This is a genomic window from Enterobacter hormaechei subsp. hoffmannii (genome assembly GCF_001729745.1).
In the GTDB taxonomy this organism is placed as follows: Bacteria; Pseudomonadota; Gammaproteobacteria; order Enterobacterales; family Enterobacteriaceae; genus Enterobacter; species Enterobacter intestinihominis.
Genome location: NZ_CP017186.1, coordinates 74,299 through 90,623 on the forward strand (window position 1 = coordinate 74,299; position 16,325 = coordinate 90,623).

A 16,325-nucleotide genomic window follows, 5' to 3' on the forward strand; every position below is an offset into this window, starting at 1 on the left:
TTATTTCAGCCACGGATCATTATGTTTTCGCTCTTTCAGTATAAAAAACAGGGTAAGACCCCTGTTATTCGCCAGCATGAATTTACCGAATGTGGACTGGCCTGCCTGGCGATGGTGTTGGGGCACTATGACCACCATGTCTCCGTCAGCCAGCTGCGCCGGGAGATTTCCGTTTCCGCCGATGCGGGAACCTCAATGGCGGAATTGTTGACCCTTGCCAGCGATAAAAATATGTCTGGCCGGGTGCTTAAAGGCGAAATCACTGAAATAGAAACGTCTGAGCTGCCGCTCATCGCCTTCTGGCGCGGCAACCATTTCGTGGTCATCGTGAAGATCGACAGCCGCAGCGTGACCGTTCACGACCCGGCCAGCGGCGTGCGTCGTTACCGCCTGAAAGAGGCGGAAAAACTGTTTTCCGGCTATGTGCTTGAGCTTAAGCCCACGCCGTGTTTCGAAAAGAAATCCCCGGATGAAAAGCTCACGCTTGGCCGGTTAGCCAATAAATCTCCGAGCCTGTTCCAGCGCCAGCTGCTGCTGTTTGTGCTCTGTATTTTTACTCTCATCACCATGCTGGCGAGCCCCACCTACGTGCAGCTGATTATGGATGAGGCCATTTCCCGCAGCGACAGCGATCTGGTGATCCTGCTCACCGCGATCTTCGCTATCGTCTTTATCTTTGAAGTCATCGGTAAATTCCTCAAGCAGCTGCTTGAGATCCTGATGCGTAATATTGCCTATGACGATTTAAGCCAGTCCGTGCGCCACTACATGCTGCGCACCCAGACCAGCTGGTTCCGCTCGCGCCCGCCGGGCATCGTGCTGGCTATTGAAAAATCGCTCCACGCCTGCGCGGAGTTCATCAGCAATGGTTACGTGCAAATTCTCTTTTCCAGCCTGATCGCCGTCACCAGCCTGCTGTTTATGCTGCTGTATAACGTCAAAATTGCGCTGCTGACGATGCTGCTGATGGGCGTGTTTTTCCTGATCCGCTTTTCGCTGATCGGCCCCTATCAACGCGCGGTGGATGACTCCATCGAGCGTACCGCCCAGTATGAATCTCTGCTGGTAGAGACACAGAAAGGGATCATTACGCTCAAGGCGAACAATATGGAGCAGGCCCGGGATGCGGTGATGGACAAATCCCAGCGCGAACACATCGCCGGGCTGATGCGTAAAGAGCGGCTGCTGGCCCGCTTTGACGTGGCTTCGCTGCTGGTGATCAATGCCGAGCAGCTGCTGGTGGTCTGCTTTGGCGCGTGGCTGATCCTGGAAGGGCAGATGAGTATCGGGATGCTGTACGCCTATATCAGCTATAAGCGCTATTTTTCCGATGCCATGGTGCAGGTGGCGCAGAAGCTGCTGGACAAAAATGCCCTTAAGGGGCCGCTGGATCGCGTGGGCGACCTGCTGTTTGCCCCCTCTGAAACCAGCCAGTTTGGGAAGCGGATTGTCACCTCGCCGGTCTGTCTGCAATTTGAGGATGTCTCATTTGCTTATCCAGGCCGGGAGGCCACGCTACAGCATATCAACATGACCCTGAAGCAGGGCGAAGAGGCGGTGATTGTGGGCCAGAGCGGGTCGGGAAAAACCACGCTGCTGCGTCTGATCTCCGGCATGTTGCTGTCATCGTCTGGCACGCTGCGGATCAATAAGATCTCCATTGAAGAGTGCGATCTTTCCTCGCTACGCCAGCACATCCGCATTGTCCATGCAGACGATATTCTCTTCACCGGCTCGATTCTGGACAACATCGCCTGCTTTGACAGCGCGCCGGATAAAGAGCAGGTCATCGCCGCGTGTCGGCTGGCGGAAGTGGACCACGTCGTCGCCCGTCTGCCGCACGGTTACGAAACGGAGATGCTGCCGGGGAACACCTTTTTCTCGGCCGGGGAGATGCAGCGTCTGGTCCTGGCGCGCGCCCTGTACAGCCAGCCTAAGCTACTGCTCTGCGACGAAGTGACGGCGAACCTGGATAAGACCACCGCGCAAAAGGTGCTGGCGAACCTGCGTAGCCTGGGGATTGGCCTGGTATTTGTTACCCACTCGCCGGACGTGGTGGGCTGTCAGGGGCGTCTCTATACCATGGAAAACGGCACCCTGCGGGAGAGTGCGCCATGATGTTTCTGCCGCGTCTCTATGCCCGACTCTGCGCGCGCCAGGCCGGACGCACCTTAATGGCAAACCGGATTGCGCAAAACTACAGCCAGTTTATGCCCTGCCCGGAGGCCGATGTGCCGGCTGATTTTCTGCATCAGAACGCCCATGAGCTGAGCGGGTTTAACTTCGTGGAACAGATTTTCCCGCCCGCGCTGTGGGCGCGCAACGTTCGCTTCGATCTGCATGCGTACGTGGCGCAGTGGACGCAGGATCAGGGGTTTTACAGTTCGCCTCGCACCCTGCTTCTGGGCATGCGCTGGGCGGGCTTTGGCCTGATTATGGATGCGCTGCTCGCCACCGCGCCAGATGATGTGCGCTTTCAGTTTATTACCCGTCACCCTGCGCTGCACAAGCTGATGGCCGCACACGATGGACGGCGCGTCGGCTCGTTTTTCGCCCCTCAGCGCCTGGTGACGGTGCTGCTGATGGATGAACGCCTGCCGGATGCGCCACTGTTCCCAATTCAGGCAGGCGATCGCAAGGCGTGGTTAACGGACGTCTCCACGCGGTTTTTATCCCGTTATGGCTACAGCGTCCGAACGCTGCTGCCGGTCTGTTCGCTGCACGCGGTAGAGTTTGGGCTGGAGAGCCAGGCGTATGCGCCAGAGGATTACCGTCTGGCCGCCGCCGACACGCTGAACGCGCTGCGCAAAACCCCCACGCTCTGGAGTGGATGGGACGATCTTTCAGTGATTTATCATGGATGACATATCGTGAAATTAAAAAACCGAAGCCGACAGCGTCGGGCGCTAATCCCGCACCACTTCTCAAAAAGCTATCAAATCAACGCGCCGCGGCTGAAAACCGTGCTGACGCTGTTCATCGCCTTTTTTCTCTGCCTGCTGGTCTTTGCGATTGCTTTCAACTTTTCGGAAACCACGCTGGCACGCGGGGTGCTGATCCCGGCGCAGGGCGATGTGGAGGTGCGCGCCAGAGAGTCCGGAACCCTTGTTGATTTTGCCGTCCGGCCCGGCCAGTACGTGAAGGAAAACGATCCGCTGTTCACCGTGTCGCAGGACTATGGCGGCAAGCAGGGCTCGGTGGTGCAGTTTGACCGCCAGCAGATGGAAGCGGAGAAAAAGCGCAGCGAGCAGCGCATCCAGGCCATTGAGGACTCGATTGCGTCGTATCGCAAAAATCTGGCGCAGCAGCTGGCTCTCACTGACAAGCAGATCGCCGTTTCCCGCGATAAGGTGAAGAAGCTGCGCGCGCTGTTAAAAAACAGCACCGACACCTACGAGGCGTGGAAATCCGTCTCCGGGAAGGGCTATGTCTCCAAAGTGGATCTCGATAAAAGCCATAACGATGTGCTCAATGCACAGCTCAACCTGACGCTGGAGGAGAGCACTATCCTCGAGCTTGAGGCGCGCAAAACCAGCCTGACCGACAGCACCCAGTCGCAAATCGACTCTTTGAGCGAGGAGCAACTGTATGTGAAAAACCGCATCAGCGAAATCGATCGCAACCTGTCCAGCCGGGGGAGCTCCACCATGGCGATGCTGGCCCCTTCTGATGGCTACGTGGTGGCGATTAACTTCCCGCCAGGCCGGGCCATTACGCAAAACAGCGAGGTGGTGGTGGTGATCCGTAAAAATACCGCGGCGACGATGGAGGGGTACCTGTATGTTCCGGCAACGGGGGTGGGGCGCGTGGCGAAAGGCGATAAGGTTAAGCTGCGCTTCGACTCCTGGCCCGTGGACAAATACGGTTCCGTGGAGGCGACGCTGTCCGATTTCTATGAGGTAAACATTGATGCCCATTCGGCGCTGATCCCGCTCCAGGAAGGGCAGAACTACTACCTGGCTAAAGTGCGCGTCCCCTCCTGGTTTACCGACCCGGACAAGAAAAAGCGCATGCTGATGGGCGGGATGACGGTGAACGCCGATATCGTTATCGATCGTAAGCCGCTTATCAATCTGCTGATTGCGCCGCTGGAAAGGGTGCGCAAGCGGTTTATCGATTGACCCGATTTCATTTTGAAGCATTTATGCAGGCACTTTTCTGAATTTAATCAAAGTGGTATTGCCTTGTTATCCTTAACAAATATAAGGGTTTAACCTTTATCTCTTTGATTAATGGATTATGCTATGGACACAGTAGAGGAATCTGGCGGGACGTATTTCTATCACGGGAATGCGAACGTAACCCCACAGGAGCTATTTTTGCTGATATTCGCTGAGGGTCTGGCGAACCATCTGGGCGTAACTGTGGAGACTGCTGCAACAATCCTGGCGGGGCAGCCTATATTACCCAAGCGTAAGGTGTTGGGTGCGTCCGGTTCGCGTACAAGTATCGCGTCCAAGGTAGCGCGTCGCATTTTAAAGGGGGTCCACTTTCCTGAAGGCATGAGAGTGGAGACTATCATCGGTATGGGTAAAACCAGACAGACAAATAAGGTTGGGGCCGTCGTGGGAAGAGCAGTTCCCTTTGTTGGCTATGCCCAGGCGGTAATTATCTTTGCCCTAGTTGCCAGAGAAACCAGAAACAAGTACAACCTCATTGCCCGACCGAAAGATCGGATTGCCTGGACCTATTTCTAATGTTGTTGCCGGATGAGCAGGAATTTTTAGATTACATTACTGAGAACTACAGTGAGCGCAAGCGTCCTGCCCTGAAGGAATGGACCTTCCAGGAGCATTTTAACCTCGTACCTGAAGATCTGGAGGAGATGCTGCTCGACCTTTTCAACCGGTATGAAATTGAGCACAGCAACTTTGTCATGGATAACTACTTTGAGCCCGAGCTTTTTTGGTTCCAGTTTGGGCTAAGAAAGAAGTTTCGAGATCGTCAGTACAAGCCGCTAACGCTCGAAATGATAATTGAGTCTGCCAAAGCGGGGCGCTGGTTGTATGATTAAGGGGCTAAGCGCCCCTTGTGCGTTCTATGCTGACTGGCGTTCGTTCCATGCATCGCTGAAGATAATGTTCCCGTCGTTATGCTTCCAGGTAATCTTCTCGTAACGCAGTTCGACCGTTTCCATATGGTTTTCGTTAGGGTTATCCCCTGGCGCCATTGCCGGTGAAATCGAAACTATTCGCACGCCTTCAAGCAGCATGTTGAAGTATTCCTCTTCCTGACCAGAGTAGTTGATCCGATACCATTTTATTTCTGCTGACACCAGGCTTTGACCTGTCGCAACTGCTTTATAAAGATATGGGCTAGAGCAGTCGAATTCTTTAATGATCAGCATAGGGGAATGCATACGTGTACCGGTTATTTTGCCGGTTGCGTTATCTGTTGGGATCATGAGATTGTGGTGGAACCCTTTAACCTCAATGCTGCACTCTCTGTGCTGAACATCAACTCCGCCTTTGATTAATGCTCCACCGTCGTCCTTAAGCCATAAGTATGCTGGTATAGACATTTCCCTATTTCCTTATTTTGTTGAATAACGTCATTATTGCGCTTGAAAACCCCATACCTATTTTTTCCATCAAGTATGTCAATACGCTCCAGCGTATGTCCGCTATCCGCATGGAAAGGTGAAACCAGATCATGTTTACTCCCAATCGATGTCCTTTTAAGACATTGACCAGGCAGATTTTAACCAAAATAAGGAGTTAACTTATGACGCTTCCAGAAAAGATAAAAAGCGGTTCTCTCAGCACTACCGGTGAGGATGACAATTACCCCAGCCGCTCCATCCGCGTCTCCCCCTCCACCATCGACAGCTGATACAGCGAAAACGATCGGTGCTTCTCAATCAACTGCGCCAGCTCCGGCGAGTGGCTGGTGAGCCAGATCTGCGAGTAGCGGCTGGCCTCGGCAATGAGGCTTGCCAGAGCGGGCAGCATCTGCGGATGCAGGCTGTTTTCCGGTTCGTTGAGGGCGATAAATGCGGGAGGGCGCGGGCTTAGCAGCGCCACCGCCAGGCACAAAAAACGCAGCGTGCCGTCGGAGAACTCTGCCGGTTCCAGCGGTCTGCTTAGCCCCTCGCGCTGCATCATCATGCGGAAGCGCCCGCCGGTGTTGTCGCTGTAAAACACGCAGCCGGGGAAGGCCTGGTCGAGAATGCGCATCAGCAGCAGCTCGTCGCCAATTTCGACAATGGTCTGAAACGCGGCGGCCAGGTTCGCACCGTCGCTGGCCAGCACCGGGGAACGAAAACCCACCTGCGGCGCACGGATCGCCGAGCCGGATGAGACGGAAAACTCATGATAAAAGCGCCAGTTACGCAGGGACTCGCGCATCTGCGACACTTCGGGATAGAGGTGCGGTTCGCCGAGCTGCCCGAACACCGACTCGTTCTCATACAGCGTACCGCTGTGGGTCACTTTTTCGTGATGCACGTTGTTCAGGAAAACCGCCTGATTCTTACGCTTCATCAGCTGTGACGACGGACGACGGTGCTGGCCGCTCAGCCAGATAGCTTCCTCTTTGATCACCGGATCGAGCTGAAACTGTGAGGGATAGGGCAGCTTTTCCACGAACCCGACCTGAAGCTCATATTCATAGGTTTCCGTTTCCACCGCCAGGTTCATGCGCCGCAGCTGATCGCTGCGGGTTTTGCCCGCCCAGAACACTTTCAAAATCCCCCCCTCGTTTGCCAGCGCCTGGGAGAATTGCCCCTGCGCCGCGCTGTGCATCAGGTAAATCGCTTTATAAATATTGGATTTTCCGGTGCCGTTGGGGCCGAACACGATGTTGAGCTGTTCCAGCTCAAGCGACATATCGCGAATTGAGCGGTAGTTCTGAATATGCAGATTTTTGATCATCGGGGTACTCCGCTGTGCATGCTTAACCTGTACAGAATTACAGTATTTTACGCTGAGCGCAAAAAAAAGACGACAGTGAGGGTGTCGTCTAAACGGGGTACAGCTTTGGGCCTCTGTGGGTCAATGGGCCTTCGCTTCTTTCTTATCAGGTAACGGCCAGACGCAGACCCAAATCATCAGGATAGGGATCAAAGTAGTTTTGCGTCATCAGATACCGGTCAGGGTATTCAGCCAGATAATGCTTAAGCAGCGTCAGCGGCGCGAGGATCGGCAGCAGTCCGTCCCGGTAATGCAGGATCACATCACGCAGTTCTCCGCGCTGGCGGCTGTTCAGCTGGTTACGGAAATAGCCCTGTATGTGCATCAGCACGTTAGTATGATTCTTCCGCGAAGCGGGTTTTTTCAGGATATTCATCAGTTTGTCGCGATAGGCCACGAAAAACGCGTCCAGATCGTCCCACTCATGCAGTGATGCCACAAACGGACCAATTTCACGGTAGCCTGCCTGATGGTGCGCCAGAAGCTGAAGCTTGTAGCGGCTGTGAAAGTCCAGCAGGGCACGGCGCGTCAGGCCATTTTTACGCATTACGTTCAGTTCATGGAGAGCAAAAACGCGCTCAACAAAGTTTTCCCGCAGTACCGGATCGTGCAGGCGACCGTCTTCTTCGACGGGCAACCAGGGGAAAGTTTCAAGGAGGGCGGCGGTGAACAGCCCGACACCCTCCTTGCGGCCCCGGTTGCCGTTTTCGTCGTACAGCCGCACACGCTCCATGCCGCAGCTAGGGGATTTTGCACAGACGATAAACCCTGACAGATCGCCGATTTTCAGCAGATAATCTGCCGTAAATGCGGCCATCTTCTGCGTGACGTCATCGTGCGGCGCTTTGCTGAATCGCATTTCTGTCTCGCCGCCAGTGGTCATCACCAGGCGCAGCGCCGGACGAGGCGTGGGCAGGCCGATAGCCATTTCAGGGCATACCGGGCGGAAAGCGACCCACTGCGCCAGCTCATCCATCACAAAGCCCATACGCTTATGCCCGCCGTCAAAGCGAACGGCGGAACCGGTCAAACATCCGCTAATACCCAGCACAGGTTTTGTTGTCATGATGTGCACCTCCCGATCTCATATCTAAAAGTTACACAACAATGCGTATCTGTCCAAGTATTGACGGGATTATTTTTTAATCGTCTTTAAAATCAAGAGCAATCAGCTGCCCTTGTAAGTTGAGTAACCGTACTGGCTGAGCAGAAGCGGGATGTGCAGTTTTTCATTGGTGCGGGTGACGGTGAACAGCACCGGCACTTCCGGGAAGAAGGAGTCTAGCTTTTTGCCGTGGAAGTAATCTGCGGTTTTGAAGGTCACTTTATAGACGCCTGGCGCCATATCCTGATCCTGCGGATAGAGCGATTTAATACGCCCGTCGTGGTCGGTTTTACCGCTGGCAATCGGGGTCCACTTGTCCTGCTCCTGCTTTTCCAGCGTGACGGCCACATCCGCTGGCGGCATACCGGTTTGCTGGTCCAGAACGTGGACGCTCAGGGTGCCTGCCGGGGCGCTGAACGCGGCAGGGGCGAAAGCCATTGTAGCCAGCATCATCAGAGGGAGTGTCTTTTTCATCGTGTTTTCCTGTTGAGTTGTCGGTGACAGGAAAACGTTAGCACTCGCTGCGCGAAAAAATATTCAACTTTTCGTGAAGTTTGCCACAGCAGAAAATAATCAGAGGATAATTACCTCAAGGGAAACCTGCTGCTGCCACTGCGCAACCTGCTTTTTCCGCGCGGCGGTAAGTTTACCGCTGGTAACCAGCAGCCATTTGCGATCCGGGAAAATTTCCGGGGCCAGCGCGGCAGGGGGAACCGGCAGTATGTCGATGCGGTGGCCCTGGCCGGTGCGCGTCAGGGCTTCAAGCCAGATCTCACACGGGTCGTTCAGATGCCAGCCGCTGATGAGGATGTTATCGCCCGGCGCTTTTTTATCGCCCTCAAGGCAAAACGAGGTGTAGGCGATGAGGATGCCGTCGAGGATCTCACGCAGCGTCATGGCGGCGGCGACGTTGGCCGATATCTGGCTGCGCAACGGACGCAGCACGTTAGTGACCAGCTCTGGCCTTGGGTATTCGCGTCCGGCGTCGTAAATCATCTGACGCAGGGATTCAATTTTCCCCTCCTGCAACTTTTGCAGCATGGCCTGTTGCAGGGTTTGCCAGTTATTGGCGCGGCGCGGCACAGGGCGTTCCAGCAGTGATTTTACCTGGCCGATGGGTACGCCTTTTTTAACCCAGTCGAGGATTTTCAGCGCCTGCTGAACGTCCTCATCGCTGTACAGGCGGTGACCGCCGTCCGTACGCTCGGGTTTGAGTAATCCATAGCGTCGCTGCCACGCCCGCAGCGTGGTGGCGGTGATGCCGCTGAGTCTGGCGAATTCGCCGATGGAGTAAGCCATGTCTGCATCCGAAGAGAAGGAGTAGTCTCAATATACTACGAATATTCCCCGACGGGATGAAGCGCCGCACGGGTGCGCTACACTTAACATCCAACCGCGTAAATGAAAGGAGTTCTCATGAGGCTATGGCCTGTCGTTACCGGTGTCGCCATTGCGCTGACGCTGGTTGCCTGTAAATCTCCCACGCCGCCGAAAGGCGTGCAGCCCATTACCGGCTTTGATGCCAGCCGCTATCTCGGCAAATGGTATGAAGTCGCCCGACTGGAAAATCGCTTCGAGCGCGGTCTGGAACAGGTGACCGCGACGTACGGCAAGCGCAGCGATGGCGGTATCAGCGTACTGAATCGTGGCTATGATCCGGTGAAGAACAAGTGGAATGAGAGCGAAGGAAAGGCGTACTTTACCGGCGAACCGACTACGGCTGCGCTGAAGGTATCGTTCTTCGGCCCGTTCTACGGCGGCTATAACGTGATCAAGCTGGACGATAAGTACCAGTACGCGCTGGTCAGCGGCCCGAACCGCGACTACCTGTGGATTTTATCGCGCACCCCGACCATTCCGGAGGCGGTAAAACAGGACTACCTGAATACCGCACGCGATCTGGGCTTCCGGGTCGATCAGCTGGTGTGGGTTAAACACTGACCTACTGATACGAAAACGTAATGCTCGCCAGGGCGTTAGCCGAGCCGGGGACCAGCTCTCCGGTTCGGATGTACTGCGCCTGGAACGGCAGCGACAGCGTTTGTGCTGCGCTGGTGGTCTGGATGAAAAACTGTCCCGTCGTGCCTGCGGCCGAGCTGTCTGGCCCCATCATCAGCGGCCCGGTACCGTTATAGAAAAACTGCACGCCAATGCCGGAGGCTGTGGAGTCCCCGGTCAGCGTCACGACCGACGAGGTATTTGACGGCGTGGTCTGATCGGTCATTACTGCGTTAACCGCCACGTTCTCATCACAGGTCAGGTTGATGTTAAACTCCCCCGACGGTGAAGTGCTGCCTACGCTGGGGAGCGTGTGAATATCAATGGAGCCCAGGTCGACGTTGGCGCTTTTTGTGCCTACCGTGCAGCCGCTTGCCGTCACCGTAATGGTGGTGGGGTTGATGATCACCTGTGCGGTTTTCACTTCGTTGTTATAGGCCGTCAGGATCGCCGCGTTAATGGTCGGGGTCTGGTATACGCCGGATTTCAGCGGAACGCCGGTCTTGATAAACGTCACTTTTGCCGACCAGCCCAGTGCAGTGGCGTACCCGCTTGTCCCATCGGCCGGATAGCTCTGCGTAATGCCCGTCTGCATCGGGACATAGGTGGTGCCGTTATAATCTTTAAGCCCAAGAATGAAGCCGATGCCGGGCACGCCCGTTTCAAATACCATGTAATTTGCGCCATCGAGAATAACCGTGATGCCGGTGGCGGTTATACTGCTGCTCGGCTCCAGCGTCCCTTTGGAGCAGGTAAATACCAGGCCGCACCAGAACACTTCCGAGACGCTCGCAGTGGCGCTCCATTCAGAGCCGATCGTCTTTCCAGGCACGATGGAATCTGCCGGGCCGGACCAGGACATGGGCGTGGGTGAAAGTGTGATATCCGATGTCCAGGAGAGGGCAAGTGCCTGAGACGTCATGAAAAACAGGCCTAAAAACAGTAAACGCATTATTGATACTCCGTCGTCCAGGTCGCCACTGCCGAAACGTCTCCGGCATTGACCGGCGCACCCGTGGCGGCCAGTCGCGCATAGAAGGTCATTTTTACGCTGTCATCCCCCGCCGCGCCGTAAGCAGTGGTTTGGGTGTCCAGCGGGATAAGTACGCTGTCTTTATCCAGAATCTGCACCGCCACGCCGGTCGCGCCGCCGTCAGCGACTTTCAGAAGCTGCGGGTTCTCGTCATCCGGCGTACCGCTGAAGCGGATTTTCACGCCAGCAAAGGTAGGGCCGCACGCTTCAAGGGTGAGCGTGAAGGGCGTTTTGATATTGCTGACTGCCCCCGCCTCGCTAAATTGCTTTACGCCGAGGGTGCCCAGCGGCACGTTTTGCTCCTTCGAATCTTCCGAGACAATACAGGTATTGCCGATCACGTTGCCGGTCACGGAAACCAGCACGTCATAGCCGTGTACGGGGACGGTGATGAACATCAGCAGGATCAGGGGGAGAAACCGGACGGTTACTGACATATGACCTCCTGGGAATACAGCCCGGTGCGGGCCTGATAATTTTTCGGGTTCAACGCATAGCGGATCGTGCAGCGCTGGGCGCTGTCGCGTCCCCATACGGCATGCAATGTTCCCTTCGCTGACAGGCCGGTCAGATACACGCTGCCGCCATCGCCGACGATACCGCTGGCGTTGTCATCCTCTGACGAGACCAGCGTGCCGAAGGGGAGCACGTCTTTAGCGTGATGCACGATAAACATCGCTTTTGCCCCCTGACGCGTGGTGAGGATGGCGCGAACCAGTGCCCCGTCGGTGGGGATTTTATTGGCGATGGCGTTCTCAAGTTCCACGTCATTGCCCACGGTGGTGACATCTAGCGCAACCTGATTAACGCGATACGGCGTGGCGTACGGGATCACCGCATAGCCCAGGCTGTCGGTTTTGATGCCCCTGTGGTTGAGCACGGCGACATGGCTGGCGCCCGGGGCTTTCACCAGGATATTGGTGTTCCCGAGCGGCTGGCTCAGCGTCAGGCCATCCTCATGCAGCACCGCGCCGCCGCTCATCCCGTAGCTGAGGTTGCGGGAGTCACCGGCGTAGCTGTAGCCCAGGTTATAGTCTCCCCACGCGCCCTCGTATTGCAGCGCGGCATCGCCGCCGTAGTGCTGCTGCGCGCTGTAGCGCTGGTTGACGCTATAGAAAAGATTCTCCTGTCCCGGCAGATAACCACTGACACCGGTACTGGCGGTGGTGCCAGCGGGATCCGCATGGGTAGCGGTAAAACGGAGACGGGTCGACAGCGCCGGGTTACCCAGCGGCACCGACAGGGACAACGCGAGGATATTGTCTTTCTTGTTGTCGTACAGGCTAGAGCTACGCTGGGCGCTGATGCCAAGCGACAGATTACGAAACGTTGCGTTCCACGCGAACTGCAAACTTTGCGTGGTTTTTGACGTATTCCAGTAGGTTTGTTGATCCCAGGACAGAGACAGCGCGCCGTATTCGCCCATCGGCTGCGACAACAGCAGCTGATTTTTTGCTTTACGCGACATATGCAGGTTGTAAACCGTGTCGTAGTGAGTGGTGACGGTGCCATCGTCTTCCACGGTCTGTTCTGGCGCTCCGCCCGCCATGCCTTTGTAAGTGGTATCGCTGAGGGTATAAAACCCTGCCGTTGAGTAACGCAGCGAGAAGAAATTGACCCGCGTACCGATATCGTTCAGCAGCTTGCTGTACCGCAGGCGCACCGAGTCACCGGTGTAGCGCTGCTTATCAGCCAGCTGGCTGCGGGCATGGGTGAGGTCGAGGGAGTAGGCGCCAAAGCGGCCGAGATTCTGCCCGATACCGAAGGCCAGGCCGTTGTAGCGATCGGAAAACTGCGCCCCGCCATAAAACGTGAGACCGTATCGCCAGCCCAGGAACAGCTCGCCCTGCGCGAAGGAGGGCGAGATCTGATCGCCCGCAGGGCGGTATTTCCCCGCCCCCAGAGCATATTTGACCTGACCGTTACGCACCAGATTCGGCACGCTGGCAAAGGGCAGGGTGTATTGCGTCTGGCTGCCGTCGCTCTCCTGAATGGTGACCACGAGATCGCCGCCGGAAGAGGTTGGATAGAGATCTTTCAGCACAAACGCCCCCGGCGGAACGGAGGTTTGATAGATAACGTTACCGTTCTGGCGAACCGTCACCGTGGCATTGCTGCGCGCGATGCCGCGCACTTCAGGCGCGTAACCGCTCAGGCTGGCGGGCAACATATTGTCATCGGTCTTCAGGGCAATCCCACGCAGGCCAACGGCGTCAAACACCTGCGATGAGGTGAACGTTTCACCGGCATAAACCTGGGCACGCAGGGCGCGGATATCCCGCTGTAGCCAGGTCTGGACGTGGGTGAGCTCGTTACTCTCTTTGGTCCACGTGGTGAAATCACGCAGCCGCCATGCGCCCAGGTTGGCGCCGCTGTTCAGGCTCACAAACAGCTGTTGTTCCCGCGTGCGCGTCTCGCCCCGGTAGTCATTATTCGCGCCATTGACCACATAGTTCAGCCACGCGGCAGGGATGCCGGATTCCCAGCTCTCCGGGCTGACGTACCCGCGCGGCAGAGCGCGCATCGCGCTTTGCGGTACGGTGAAGTTGAGGGTAAGCGTCCTCTGGTCAAAATCAAACCGGGTATCGGCGAACGACCGGGTTAAAAAAATGCAGCGCTGCGCAGGCGACAGCTCACCCCCTTTCGCCTGACGGCTGTCGATGCCAAGTGCGGCGAATTGCGCAGGCGTAAGGCACGGCAGGGCTTCACCGGCGGTGTTTTCAGCGGCGCGAAACGTGACGTTACCTGTGAACGCGAACTGGGTGTTGATATACACGTTAAGATTGTACTCGCCCGGCGGCAACGCGCTCCCGGCGTTGACCCAGGCGAGATCGGCACTGTTTGCCTGTTCGCCGTTAAGAAACGCAGGATTAAAGTGCAGCTCGCTTTCGGCAGCCACGGCTTGCCGAATCACCAGGGCGATCGCCGTGGCGCACAGGATTTTAATTTTCATGTGGTCACGCCTTACTGTTTTTATTATTGGGACAATGACGTGCGGGTAACGGGCGTCCAGGCCCCATAATCGTTAATCGTCTGGTAGCTCATGCTGCTCGCATGGCTGAAGGTGTCTGCCAGCGTCACGCTGGCTTTCGGCGGCACCATGACGGGCGACACCGGCCTGCCATCAATTTTCAGGTTAATGGTGGTGAGGTAATACGGCGTTGGGTTGGTCAGCGTGACCTTGCCCGCGCGGTAGGCGCCTGCAAGGTTTTTCCATGCCTCTCCTGCGCCTTCCCGAAGCGACTCAGGGCGATAAAAGACCTTGATGCGGTTGGCAGAGGCGAATTGCAGCGAATTGCCGGAACCGTTTTTAACCTGCTGTGGGATAGCTTTGACCGTCATCCAGTACAGCGTTTCGCGATCGGCTGGCAGTGCGTTGCCGCTGAACATGATTTTCACCGCGCTTTCGCTGGCGGGCTTCATGACGTACAGCGGCGGCGTGATGACGAAGTCGTTGGTACGGCTCCCTTTCTCGTCTTCCATCCATGACTGGATCAGGAACGTGGCATCAGGGTGGGTATTTCTTACCTGCATCATCGTCTGCGTCGTCGCGCCTGCGTAGACCAGCCGCGTTGCACCCAACCCCACGCCGCCTGCATACACGGCGGATGAACATAACGTGCCAGCCAGACAAATCCATGTGTTTACGCGCATTGTGCGTCTCCTGAAAGCTGAGTCAGACCCGGCCAGCAGACCGGGCCTGAAGATTACGAATAGGTCACGGTGTAGGTTGCGACCGCGCTGGCATCACCCGCCGTGGCGTTGCCCAGTGGGGAGTAATATTTCGCGCTGAAGTTCAGGGTGTTCGCCCCCGCACGCAGGGGGATCGCTGCTGCCGGCTCACCCAGCCTGACGACGTTGCCCTGTTCATCATAAAGACGGATAGCGACATGCTGCGCCGAGCCCGCGCCGCCGTTTACTCCCGCGGCCAGGCTATTCACATCGGTACTGTCCGGCGTACCGGTGAAGGTGATAGCCACGGTCGTTGCGGCAATGGGGTTATCTTCCGTGGACGCGGAGGTATCGGCGATTTCGCAATCCTCCAGCGTGATGGAGAAGGCTTTTGCGGTACTGGCTTCACTGCCTGCGGCAGCCAGCGTGGCGGTACGCACTTCACCCATGTCGACGTCGATATTCGCGCTACCGGCGCTGATGGCACAGGCGGAGGTCACCACTTTACCGCTAAAGTTAACCGTGCCGCCGCTGGTGGTGGCGGCCAGTGCTGAGCCCGCTGGCAGCAGGGCGGCAATGCTTAATGCCAGCAGAGATTGGCAAGTAAGGCGTGCTTTCATTTCATGGTTCCTTGGTTTTTTTATTACGAGATTTGCTCTGAAAGCGGCAGGTCTAACTGGTTAAAAAGACCAGCAAATCTGTCTTATTCCTGAGCCCGAGTTTTCTTATCGCTGAGCTTTTTAAAGCGCTCACGCGGCGATAAGAAAGTTTCTCCAGTTCTGCGATGTAACGTATATCCAGTCCGTTCCTGAGTTCCTTTAATACCCTCCTTTCTCCAGGCGTCAGCGATAACGCCGCTGGCTGCTTTTGGGGCCGATAATGGCTATCGACCATTTTTGCTAGCTTTATCCGCCACTGATAAACCGTGTTCTGTAGCGAGATATAGGCATCAATATCTTCCCTGGCCCATAACAGGGAATGGGCAGAGGTTGAGTACAGGCAGATAATCACCTCTGGATGCGTGGCTTTGATTTTTTTTAAATATTTCAGTGAGCCATACCCTGTATGGTATTTCTCTGCGCCGGATATAAATAAGATATCGATACGAATCGACGACAGCGCCTTATCCAGTTCCTGATAACCTCCTTCTATGATAATGATGTGAAGGTCGTCGCGGATGCTGCGTAATAACGTTTTAATGCCGTTTCTTGCATAATGATCGCCGCCCATCAATGCAACAGTAATATGCTGTGTTATTTGGTTATTGTTCGTCATGTTATTCCTCGATTTATAATAGTAATCAGGCGAATTATTTATAAGGGTATCGCCAGTATTCTCGAAGCAATGACGTATTGCATAGTGTAGGCCTACTATACGTCGGCCAATAAAGAGGTAATCTGAATTAATCTAAAATTGTATTAATTACTAAGATCGAGACCGGTTACGACGCTTCCCTCTGATTGGTCTTATTCCGCTTCGCTTTCTGTAAATTATGATAGCCGCTATTTTTAATGAAAATTTAGCTTTGATAAATGTTTTGTAAGGAGTTTGTCGTCTGGTGTCAGTGCGGGTGTGAAGTTGCTGACGGGGAATAACAATTTACGAA

Annotated in this window: 17 protein-coding genes; 6 read left to right on the top strand and 11 right to left on the bottom strand. The window is 55.6% G+C overall.

Going from position 1 to position 16,325, the window contains the following annotated elements:
* The first annotated feature begins 21 nt into the window (after positions 1 to 21).
* The 5 genes from BFV65_RS00355 (at position 22) to BFV65_RS00375 (ending at position 5,014) form a co-directional block, all read left to right on the top strand.
* Positions 22 to 2,118 (top strand): peptidase domain-containing ABC transporter, encoded by a 2,097-nt coding sequence (locus BFV65_RS00355; RefSeq protein WP_069596119.1) that lies wholly within the window; start codon positions 22 to 24, stop codon positions 2,116 to 2,118.
* Positions 2,115 to 2,864: a hypothetical protein gene (locus tag BFV65_RS00360; protein WP_069596120.1), complete on the top strand. Its 750-nt coding sequence runs from the start codon at positions 2,115 to 2,117 to the stop codon at positions 2,862 to 2,864. The genes BFV65_RS00355 and BFV65_RS00360 overlap by 4 nt, the downstream gene beginning before the upstream one ends.
* Positions 2,865 to 2,870: 6 nt before the next feature.
* Positions 2,871 to 4,121: an HlyD family secretion protein gene (locus BFV65_RS00365; RefSeq protein WP_023298992.1), complete on the top strand. Its 1,251-nt coding sequence runs from the start codon at positions 2,871 to 2,873 to the stop codon at positions 4,119 to 4,121.
* Positions 4,122 to 4,244: 123 nt separating this feature from the next.
* On the top strand, positions 4,245 to 4,697 hold the full coding sequence (locus BFV65_RS00370; RefSeq protein WP_032646726.1) for an STM2901 family protein: 453 nt from the start codon (positions 4,245 to 4,247) through the stop codon (positions 4,695 to 4,697).
* A complete protein-coding gene (locus BFV65_RS00375; RefSeq protein ID WP_023298994.1) occupies positions 4,697 to 5,014 on the top strand; it encodes a DUF1493 family protein in 318 nt (105 codons plus the stop codon). The genes BFV65_RS00370 and BFV65_RS00375 overlap by 1 nt, the downstream gene beginning before the upstream one ends.
* A 24-nt stretch (positions 5,015 to 5,038) precedes the next feature.
* Here BFV65_RS00375 and BFV65_RS00380 read toward each other — a convergent pair whose 3' ends face one another.
* The 5 genes from BFV65_RS00380 to BFV65_RS00400 all read right to left on the bottom strand — a co-directional run bounded on the left by BFV65_RS00380 (position 5,039) and on the right by BFV65_RS00400 (position 9,315).
* The gene (locus BFV65_RS00380) at positions 5,039 to 5,521 is read right to left on the bottom strand and encodes an Hcp family type VI secretion system effector (protein ID WP_023298995.1); all 483 of its coding nucleotides are present in this window, start codon (positions 5,519 to 5,521) and stop codon (positions 5,039 to 5,041) included.
* A 262-nt stretch (positions 5,522 to 5,783) separates the two neighbouring features.
* Positions 5,784 to 6,872 (bottom strand): AAA family ATPase, encoded by a 1,089-nt coding sequence (locus tag BFV65_RS00385; protein WP_023298997.1) that lies wholly within the window; start codon positions 6,870 to 6,872, stop codon positions 5,784 to 5,786.
* A 145-nt stretch (positions 6,873 to 7,017) separates the two neighbouring features.
* Complete coding sequence (locus tag BFV65_RS00390) at positions 7,018 to 7,977, bottom strand: YbgA family protein (RefSeq protein WP_063147053.1); 960 nt, start codon at positions 7,975 to 7,977, stop codon at positions 7,018 to 7,020.
* A 102-nt stretch (positions 7,978 to 8,079) separates the two neighbouring features.
* Complete coding sequence (gene uraH / locus BFV65_RS00395; protein ID WP_017383647.1) at positions 8,080 to 8,490, bottom strand: hydroxyisourate hydrolase; 411 nt, start codon at positions 8,488 to 8,490, stop codon at positions 8,080 to 8,082.
* Between the two features lie 99 nt (positions 8,491 to 8,589).
* Positions 8,590 to 9,315, bottom strand: coding sequence for a MerR family transcriptional regulator (locus tag BFV65_RS00400; RefSeq protein ID WP_022646597.1), 726 nt, complete (start codon positions 9,313 to 9,315; stop codon positions 8,590 to 8,592).
* 117 nt (positions 9,316 to 9,432) lie between these two features.
* Here BFV65_RS00400 and BFV65_RS00405 point away from each other — a divergent pair, with 117 nt between their 5' ends.
* On the top strand, positions 9,433 to 9,957 hold the full coding sequence (locus BFV65_RS00405; protein ID WP_022646598.1) for a lipocalin family protein: 525 nt from the start codon (positions 9,433 to 9,435) through the stop codon (positions 9,955 to 9,957).
* A 1-nt stretch (position 9,958) separates the two neighbouring features.
* Here BFV65_RS00405 and BFV65_RS00410 read toward each other — a convergent pair whose 3' ends face one another.
* The 6 genes from BFV65_RS00410 to BFV65_RS00435 are packed head-to-tail and all read right to left on the bottom strand — an operon-like array spanning position 9,959 to position 15,994.
* The gene (locus BFV65_RS00410) at positions 9,959 to 10,966 is read right to left on the bottom strand and encodes a fimbrial protein (protein WP_069596121.1); all 1,008 of its coding nucleotides are present in this window, start codon (positions 10,964 to 10,966) and stop codon (positions 9,959 to 9,961) included.
* A complete protein-coding gene (locus tag BFV65_RS00415) occupies positions 10,966 to 11,484 on the bottom strand; it encodes a fimbrial protein (RefSeq protein ID WP_022646600.1) in 519 nt (172 codons plus the stop codon). The genes BFV65_RS00410 and BFV65_RS00415 overlap by 1 nt, the downstream gene beginning before the upstream one ends.
* The gene (locus tag BFV65_RS00420; protein WP_069596122.1) at positions 11,475 to 14,000 is read right to left on the bottom strand and encodes a fimbria/pilus outer membrane usher protein; all 2,526 of its coding nucleotides are present in this window, start codon (positions 13,998 to 14,000) and stop codon (positions 11,475 to 11,477) included. The genes BFV65_RS00415 and BFV65_RS00420 overlap by 10 nt, the downstream gene beginning before the upstream one ends.
* A 23-nt stretch (positions 14,001 to 14,023) precedes the next feature.
* Positions 14,024 to 14,701 (bottom strand): fimbrial biogenesis chaperone, encoded by a 678-nt coding sequence (locus BFV65_RS00425; RefSeq protein WP_022646602.1) that lies wholly within the window; start codon positions 14,699 to 14,701, stop codon positions 14,024 to 14,026.
* Between the two features lie 53 nt (positions 14,702 to 14,754).
* Complete coding sequence (locus BFV65_RS00430; protein ID WP_022646603.1) at positions 14,755 to 15,339, bottom strand: fimbrial protein; 585 nt, start codon at positions 15,337 to 15,339, stop codon at positions 14,755 to 14,757.
* Between the two features lie 52 nt (positions 15,340 to 15,391).
* Positions 15,392 to 15,994, bottom strand: a complete 603-nt coding sequence (locus BFV65_RS00435; RefSeq protein ID WP_022646604.1) for a helix-turn-helix domain-containing protein — start codon at positions 15,992 to 15,994, stop codon at positions 15,392 to 15,394.
* Between the last annotated feature and the right edge of the window lie 331 nt (positions 15,995 to 16,325).